Origin of the sequence: Mesorhizobium sp. M7A.F.Ca.AU.001.01.1.1, assembly GCF_004022735.1 — a bacterium.
Taxonomy (GTDB): domain Bacteria; phylum Pseudomonadota; class Alphaproteobacteria; order Rhizobiales; family Rhizobiaceae; genus Mesorhizobium; species Mesorhizobium ciceri.
In genome coordinates, this window is the sequence record NZ_RZPF01000252.1 from 1 (window position 1) to 7,987 (window position 7,987).

Here is a 7,987-nt window from a genome sequence, read left to right on the forward strand (position 1 = left end):
GAGCCGGCCGCGAGCTTCGGCGCCGCCAAGCGTGCCGATGACAGCGCCGATGGCGCCCGCGATCAGGCCGCCGATGGTGGCGCCACCGGTGGCGCCGATCACCGCGCCGGTGAAAGCGCCCGTAACGATGCGGGCGCCGAATTGCTGGGGTACTTTACGGCTCGGCGTCGACGGCAACTGGTCGGTGACCAGCTCGACGATGGCCAGGATGGTGAAGATGCCGACAGCCGCCCAATGGCTCATGAAGCTCGCCCAAGTGCCGGCAACCGTCAGCCAGCCGAGATAAGCGCCCCAGGCAATGGCGGCCGGCGCCGTCATGGCGCGAAGACCGGCAATGACGCCGATCAGAAGTGCGAGAATGTAGAGCATGGTCGATCCCCCTCGATCACGGGCCAAGACGGCCTTGAGTCACAGGCTACCATAGGTCCAATATTTGACCAGTACTGGCATCGGCGCTTTTGGCTGCACTTGTGCTTTGCAAGGACGTGAACTGGAGACCGCATCATGGCTGAGAGCGAGCGCGTGAAAATGGTGGCCGGCGAATGGTATACCTGCATCGATGACGAACTGGAGTCGTTGCGGATGATAGCGCGCGATGCGGTGTTCGAGCACAACTTGCTGCCGCCTCGTCAACGCGGCAATCTCGGGCCGGGTCTGAAGGCACTGCTGGGAAGAGCCGGCGAGGGCGCCCGTATCGAGGCGCCGTTCCACTGCGCCTATGGCTTCAACATCTTTCTCGGCGACGGCGTCTTCCTCAATACCGGCTGCACCATCCTCGACACGGCGAGCGTGCGCATCGGCAAGGCAACGCTGCTCGGCCCGAACGTGCAGATCTACTGCGCCGAGCACCACAAGGAGGCCAGTGGGCGGCAGGCCGGACTGGAGATCGCCCGACCGATCGAGATCGGCGCCAATGCCTGGATCGGCGGCTCAGCCGTCATCCTTGGCGGCGTCAGCATCGGTGAAGGCGCCATCGTCGGCGCCGGTGCGGTGGTGACGCGCGACGTGGCGGCGAACGCCACGGTGATCGGCAATCCGGCGCGGCCGGTCAAGCGGGGCTGAACAGGTCAGGACGACAGGACATACGTCATGCGCTCTTCCTGATCGACCCGCCTGGAGAACTCGCGCCGATACTGCGCAGGCGATGTCTTGAGCCGTGCCGAAAAATGCTGGCGCAGCGAGGTGGCGCTGCCGAAGCCGGCTTCGAAGGCGATCATGTCCATGGATTTCTCCGTCGCTTCCAGCAAACGCTGCGCCAGTTCGATCCGCTGGCTGGTCAGCCAATCGCCAAAGCTGGCGCCGATCGATTTCTGAAAGCGACGGGTAAAGGTGCGGCGGGTCAGGCCGGCGGCCTCGGCCACGCGGTCCAGGCTATGCGCTTCGCCAAGCGTCGCGCGAACCGCGTCGAGGGCCTGGGTGAAGCGGTCGGCGTCCGCGCTTCTTGCCACCGGATGCTCGATGAATTGCGCCTGGCCGCCCTGGCGATGCGGGGAAAGCACGATCTGGCGAGCAAGCCGCAGTGCTGCTTCCGCGCCATAGCGGGCGCGCACGATGTGGAGACAGCAGTCGAGGCCGGCGGCGACGCCGGCCGAGGTCACGACATCGCCATTGTCGACGTAGAGCACCGCGGCATCGACAGCGATGTCGGGATGGAGTGTTTGCAATTGTTCGCAATAGGCCCAGTGCGTCGCGGCACGTCGGCCCGAAAGCAGCCCGGCCGCTGCAATGGCGAAGGTGCCGAGGCACAGGCCGACAATCAAGGCGCCGCGTTGGTGCGCATGGCGCAGCGCTTCCATCAGCAGCGGCGATACCGGTTCGCTCAGATGATGCCAGCTCGGGATGATGACGATATCGGCGCCGTCGAGCCCTTCGAGCCCATGCGGCGCGGCAATTGTCAGCCCGGCTTCGGTATGGATCGGCCCGGCCTTGACCGCGCAGATGCGGAAGTCGAAGCGCGGCAGGCCAAGCGCCGTCCTGTCCTCGCCGAAGACCAGGCACGGTACGGAAAGATGGAACGGGCTGATGCCGTCGAAGGCGAGGACGGCAATGATCGGGTCGTTCATGGGTGCTTCCAGCGGTTGAATGCGGATTGTCCCAATTCTTTCGAATGATGTCAATCGGGTCACTTTCGGCTGTCTGGCAGCCCGCCTATCTTCCATCCATCGAATTCAAGCCGGAAAGGAAACACCATGTCTGACCCAGCCAACACCACGCCGCGCCGGGCGCTGATCGTCGTCGATGTGCAGAACGATTACGACGGCGGCAATCTCGCCATCCAGCATCCGCCGTTCCGCGACAGCGTCGTCAATGTGGCACGCGCCATGGATGCAGCGACTGCTGCCGGTATCAAGGTGGTGGTCGTCAAGCAGATGGCGCCCGAGACCTCGCCGATCTTTGCCAAGGGCAGTCACGGCGGCGAACTGCATCCCGAAATCGCCAGGCGCAAGCGCGACCATTATGTCGAAAAGAACCTGCCCTCCGCCTTCACCGGCACTGATCTGGAAGACTGGCTGCGCGCCAATGCCATCGATACGATTACGGTGGTCGGCTACATGACGCATAATTGTGACCTGTCGACCATTATCCACGCCGTGCATATGGGCTTTGCCGTCGAGTTCCTGTCGGATGCGACCGGCTCGGTGCCTTACGCCAACAGCGCCGGCTACGCCTCGGCCGAGGAGATCCATCGCGTGGTCACGATCATCCTGCAGTCGCGCTTCGCCGCCGTGCTCAAGACCGCCGAATGGGTGGAGTGCCTGCAGACCGGCGCGCTGCCGGAGCGCGACACGATCTTCGGCTCCAACCAGCGGGCGCTGTCGCGCAGCGCTGCTTAGGGCTATCCGAACAAACAGAAAGGGCGCCGCATCGCTGCGGCGCCCTTTCTGTTTGAATTGAAGGATTTTAGAACAGGCCTTCGATATTGCCGGCCTCATTGAGGAAGATCTTTTCCGAGGACGGCGCCCTCGGCAGGCCCGGCATGGTCATGACCTCGCCGCAGATGATGACGACGAAGCCGGCACCGGCCGAAAGCCTGACCTCGCGCACCGGCACGGTGTGGCCGGTCGGCGCGCCGCGCAGGTTCGGGTCGGTCGAGAAGGAATACTGGGTCTTGGCCATGCACACCGGCAAATGGCCGTAGCCGGCGTCTTCCCACGCCTTGAGCTGGTCGCGCACCGACTTGTCGGCGATCGCTTCCGAGCCGCGATAGATGCGCTGGACGATGGTGTTGATCTTCTCGAACAGCGGCATGGCATCGGGATAGAGCGGCGCGAACTGCGAGGCGCCGGATTCGGCCAGTGCCACCACCTTGTTGGCGAGATCCTCGATCCCGGCCGAGCCGTGTGCCCAGTGCTTGCACAGGATCGCTTCTTCGCCCATCGAGGCGACATAGTCCTTCATCGCCTGGATCTCGGCGTCGGTGTCGGAATAGAAATGGTTGATGGCAACCACCGCCGGCACGCCGAACTGCCTGATGTTCTCGATGTGGCGGCCAAGATTGGCGCAGCCCTTCTTCACCGCTTCGACGTTTTCCTTGCCGAGGTCTTCCTTCTTGACGCCGCCATTCATCTTCATGGCGCGCACGGTGGCGACGATGACCGCCGCTGCCGGCTTCAGGCCCGCCTTGCGGCACTTGATGTCGAAGAACTTTTCAGCACCCAAATCGGCGCCGAAGCCGGCTTCGGTGACGACATAGTCGGCGAGCTTGAGCGCCGTCGTGGTGGCGACGACCGAGTTGCAGCCATGCGCGATGTTGGCGAACGGCCCGCCATGCACGAAGGCCGGGTTGTTCTCCAGCGTCTGCACCAGGTTCGGCTGCATGGCATCCTTCAGCAGCACAGCCATGGCGCCGTCGGCCTTGAGGTCGCGGGCATAGACGGCTGACTTGTCGCGGCGATAGGCGACGATGATGTCGCCGAGGTGCTTTTCCAGGTCCTTCAGGTCGGTCGACAGGCAGAGGATCGCCATCACTTCCGAGGCGACGGTGATGTCGAAACCGCCCTCGCGCGGGAAGCCGTTGGCGACGCCGCCGAGCGAGCAGATGATCTCGCGCAGCGCGCGGTCGTTCATGTCCATGACGCGGCGCCAGACGACCCGGCGGGTGTCGATGCCGAGCTCATTGCCCCAGTAGATGTGGTTGTCGATCAGCGCCGAAAGCAGGTTGTGTGCGGTGGTGATGGCGTGGAAGTCGCCGGTGAAGTGGAGGTTCATGTCCTCCATCGGCACGACCTGCGCATAGCCGCCGCCGGCGGCACCGCCCTTGACGCCGAAGTTCGGGCCGAGCGAAGCCTCGCGGATGCAGACGATCGCCTTCTTGCCGATGCGGTTCAGGCCGTCGCCGAGACCAACCGTGGTCGTGGTCTTGCCTTCGCCGGCCGGCGTCGGGTTGATGGCGGTTACGAGGATCAGCTTGCCGTCCTTGTTGCCCTTCACCGATTTGATGAATTCGGCTGATATCTTGGCCTTGTCGTGGCCGTAGGGCAGCAGGTGTTCGGTCGGGATGCCGATCTTCTGGCCGATCTCCTGGATCTGCTTTTTCCTGGCGCCGCGCGCGATCTCGATGTCGGACTTCACTTCGGCCATGACGGCTTTCCTCTGGATTGGACGGTGGAGGGGACGGGTTTGGTCTTACTGGCAAGCAGGTTGGAACCGGGCGCGGGCATGTTCTAACCCTGTCGCTGCCGCGGCGTCAACTTGTATGCAACTATGTTTCCTCTTGAGAAAATTCTTCTGCGGACCGGCCGACCTGTCGTCGGTTCTTCCTGGCTCCGTTGCCGCGCCGTATAGAAGCCAGAGGACGCGTCGTTCCGCCGTCTCAAAACAGCCGCACAATGCACGGAATGCGACAGAGGCGACGGCGCAAATTCACCATCGCCTGGTCCCTAATGGAACAGCGCTACTGCGTCAGAACGTTGCTGATTTCGACCATGTTGGAGCGCACCCTGAGCACATAGAAGCCCATCGTCGTCAGATGCGTCGGCAACAGCCAGCCATCCTCGCGGCCATTGGCGATGATGAAAGGCTGGATCTTCAGTGCCGAAACGAACTGCGAGTCCATCGTGTCCCAGAGGTTCTGCAGATGCTTTTCCTTGATGACGTCCTCGAAGTCGGCCTGGGCGCCCTTCATCAGGCCGTAATAGCCATAGAGCTGGCCATAGGCGAACCAGTAGCGGTCGTCGGCGCGGAAGTCGAACCAGCCATTGTTGTGGTTCTCGGCGCGTTCCTTGAGGATCGCCGAGGTCGAGCCGATGTCGGACGAGATGCGGTCGATATACTGTTTCAGATTGTCGGCGCGGGCGTCGAATGTCGCCTGGCAGGTGGCAAGGCGAGCGTTGAAGGAACGCAGCATGCGCACGGCGTCGCGATAGTAGCTCGGCGTCGGTGTCTTGGGACCGAACGGGTTCAGGCCGAAATACCAGGTCTCCTCGTCGAACTGCAGGTTGCCGCGGGCATTCTGCAGATCGCTGTCGATCTGCGAGGTGGTGCGGACGCGGCCGAGATTGTCGGCGAGTTCGGTCGCCGTGCGCCGCACCGCCTGGTTGATGCCGCGCTGGAAGGAGGCCTTGTTGTCCATCCACGGCGTGTTGTCCCAGTCGATGCCGAACAGGCCGAGCTTGTAGAGGATCATCGACGAGATCCAGGCATTCTGGTTGACGTTGAAGTCGGTCAGGTCGGCGGCGATCTGGGCAATGCCGGAGTTGCCGCAGGTCTTGGCCGTGTCGGTGCCGGCGCCGGCGGAGACCTGTTCGCCAGCGGAGACATTGCGCTTCTCGAACGTGTAGGTGTCTGGATAGTTCGGGTTGAAATTGTTCCACCACTGGGTGGCGTAGAAGAAATTGGCATAGAGGCCGATCAGCACCAGCAGAGCAAGGCCGACCGCCGCCTTGAGGATCCAGCCGCGTTGCGTGTACCAGCGTCCGGCCCACAGGAACGGCCACAGGATGACGCCGATCAAAAGCCCGATACCGCGGCCGATCCACTGGAAAATGCGGGTGAAGAAGTTCACGATCGGATCGAGCATGGCTGTGTCACCCCCTCAAGCATGATGCCAAAAAGTTGCAGACTTTTTGGATAACATTATGCGCCAAAACAAGAAGTTAGAACGAAATAACGGTTCATTTCGTTCTAGTCAGTCAGGCCGTAGAGGCGCGTGCGAAACGCCACCTTGTCCTTCAAATATGTGGTTTTGAGAACGTCCACAACATGCGATCGCCAGGCGTCGCTGAAGCCGCCATAGTCCTTGTAGAAGCCGTCCTTGTTGAAGATGTAGCGCGAGACGAAGTCCGACGGCACGAAATCCGAGATCAGCCGGTTGGTCAGCCAGGCGTCAGGATGGTCAGGCTTGGCGCGGATCACCAGGAAGCGCTGCTGCGGGAAGACATCCTCGATCTTCAGGTGGCCGAGCTGGGCGATCTCGCGCTTGGCGGCGTTGAGGAAAGGGAAATTGCCGTCCCTGGTGATCAGGTCGGCATGGCTCTGGAACCAGGTCTGCAGCCAGACCTTGTCGACATTGGTCAAGTTGCGGTTCGGCTCGGCATCGCGGATCAGCGCGCGCACCACCATCTCGGCGCGGTGCTCGAGGTAGCCCGAGGCCTCGACCCAGGAGGCGCGCGGCAACTCGATGCGGCCGGTGGTGGCGAGGAACTTGAACACCTTGTCGGCGTCGTTAATGGAGAGATAGCTGACCTGCCACGGCCGCGAACGGCGGAAGCCTGGCGCCGCAGGATCGCTGATCACTGTCGTCACATCCGGGTCGACGAAGACGTAAAGGCCACCGAAATGGCTGGTCCAGTAGGCGTTGTGGCGGAAGATCACCTGGTCGGGCACCAGCGCGTTCTCGCGGATGTCGCCGCAGATCTTGGCGAGCTCGACCATGCGGTTCAGCATGGCGCTGTCGCGCCAGGCGTCGGGCTCCTGCTTCAACCGGTCGACGAGCTTGCCGAGCTCGGCGGCCTTGCCCAGCACATCCTCAGCCGACAGCACCTTGAACTCGACCTGGCTGATCGACAGCAGGTCCTCGATATCGTTGACCTTGGGAACGGAATCCTCGATCTCGCCGTAGATGACATCCTTGATCGTCAGCGCATCGATGGCGCGCTGGTTCTTGGACATGAACTCGAACATCAGCTGCGAGGTGTTGGAGAAGGCGGTGTGCACCACCGGCAGGTCGATCTGCGACGGCGTCAGGATGATGAAACGGCGGTTGACCTCGTTGGGATCGAGATAGTCGTAGTCGTCGCATTCCTCGGCCACTTCGGGCGAAAAGCCGGTGCGATCGATCTGGAAGGTCTTCAGCTTGGTCGGCTTCAAGCCGAATGCGGCGAGCGCCTTGTTGTAGCGCTGGATCAGATGCGGCTCGTCGACCGTCAGCAGCCGGCCATAGATCAGCTCATTGTCGCGCAGGAGATCGGGTTTCTTGGCGGGGCTCATCTTGCCTTCTCCCACAAGGGGTGAAGGGAAGGCCGGCGCAGCTCACGCATTCCATAGCCCCTTCTTCTTCATCTCCTCCATCTCGCGCGCAGCCCGTTCGCGCAGGCGGGCGTCGCGCAGCAGTTTTTCCACGGCGGAGTCGTCGGACTTGTCGGAATAGCGGAACTCCGAGTCGGCGTAGCGGTTGATCTCCTGCATGACCATGTCCATCGAGAACGGCCCGCGCAGTTCCTCGATCATCGCTTTCTTCTCGTCGTAGCCCTTGTGCATGAAGACTTCCGGCTTCTCGAACCAATCGTCGGGAAGCTCGATGTCCATGGCGCGCATCTTGATGGCGTCGGTGACATTCTTGATGGCGCGACCGGTGAAGCGGGGCTCGGCATCCTTGATCAGGTGCAGATAGGTGCCGATATCGGCCATCGATTTCGGCGCGCCGTTCTCCTTCATGTAGCGCTCGTAGACCTTCATCAGCCCATCTTCCTGCGGCTTCTCGTGCTCCTCATAGGCTTCGGTCACGGCGCGCTGGATTTCCTGCGCGGCGTGACCGAAGCCTATGAGG

The 7,987-nt window shown here is 62.4% G+C and carries 7 protein-coding genes and 1 pseudogene; 2 read left to right on the top strand and 6 right to left on the bottom strand.

The genetic code is table 11. The features are described 5' to 3' along the window. The coding region (locus tag EN884_RS16960; RefSeq protein ID WP_128360641.1) for a DUF4126 domain-containing protein at positions 1–369 on the bottom strand (369 nt) is incomplete at its 3' end. A gap of 135 nt (positions 370–504) precedes the next feature. Here EN884_RS16960 and EN884_RS16965 point away from each other — a divergent pair. Next, positions 505–1,062, top strand: a complete 558-nt coding sequence (locus tag EN884_RS16965) for a sugar O-acetyltransferase (RefSeq protein WP_063168859.1) — start codon at positions 505–507, stop codon at positions 1,060–1,062. Between the two features lie 5 nt (positions 1,063–1,067). On the opposite strand, the gene EN884_RS16970 is transcribed toward EN884_RS16965, so the two are convergent. Further along, on the bottom strand, positions 1,068–2,063 hold the full coding sequence (locus EN884_RS16970; protein WP_063168858.1) for a helix-turn-helix domain-containing protein: 996 nt from the start codon (positions 2,061–2,063) through the stop codon (positions 1,068–1,070). A gap of 126 nt (positions 2,064–2,189) precedes the next feature. On the opposite strand from EN884_RS16970, the gene EN884_RS16975 reads away from it, so the two are divergent. Beyond that, entirely contained in the window at positions 2,190–2,834 is a 645-nt protein-coding gene (locus tag EN884_RS16975; RefSeq protein ID WP_013529947.1) for a cysteine hydrolase family protein, read from the top strand. A gap of 67 nt (positions 2,835–2,901) precedes the next feature. On the opposite strand, the gene EN884_RS16980 is transcribed toward EN884_RS16975, so the two are convergent. The 4 genes and pseudogenes from EN884_RS16980 to EN884_RS16995 form a co-directional block, all read right to left on the bottom strand. After that, positions 2,902–4,581 (bottom strand): formate--tetrahydrofolate ligase, encoded by a 1,680-nt coding sequence (locus EN884_RS16980; protein WP_128360642.1) that lies wholly within the window; start codon positions 4,579–4,581, stop codon positions 2,902–2,904. A gap of 313 nt (positions 4,582–4,894) precedes the next feature. Continuing rightward, a complete protein-coding gene (locus tag EN884_RS16985) occupies positions 4,895–6,019 on the bottom strand; it encodes a DUF2333 family protein (RefSeq protein ID WP_013529949.1) in 1,125 nt (374 codons plus the stop codon). Between the two features lie 104 nt (positions 6,020–6,123). Continuing rightward, positions 6,124–7,428 carry a DUF6638 family protein gene (locus tag EN884_RS16990; protein ID WP_063168857.1) on the bottom strand — a complete coding sequence of 435 codons (1,305 nt, stop codon included), beginning with the start codon at positions 7,426–7,428 and terminating at the stop codon, positions 6,124–6,126. A 42-nt stretch (positions 7,429–7,470) separates the two neighbouring features. Then, positions 7,471–7,987, bottom strand: a pseudogene (locus tag EN884_RS16995) (AAA family ATPase); the annotation flags it as partial.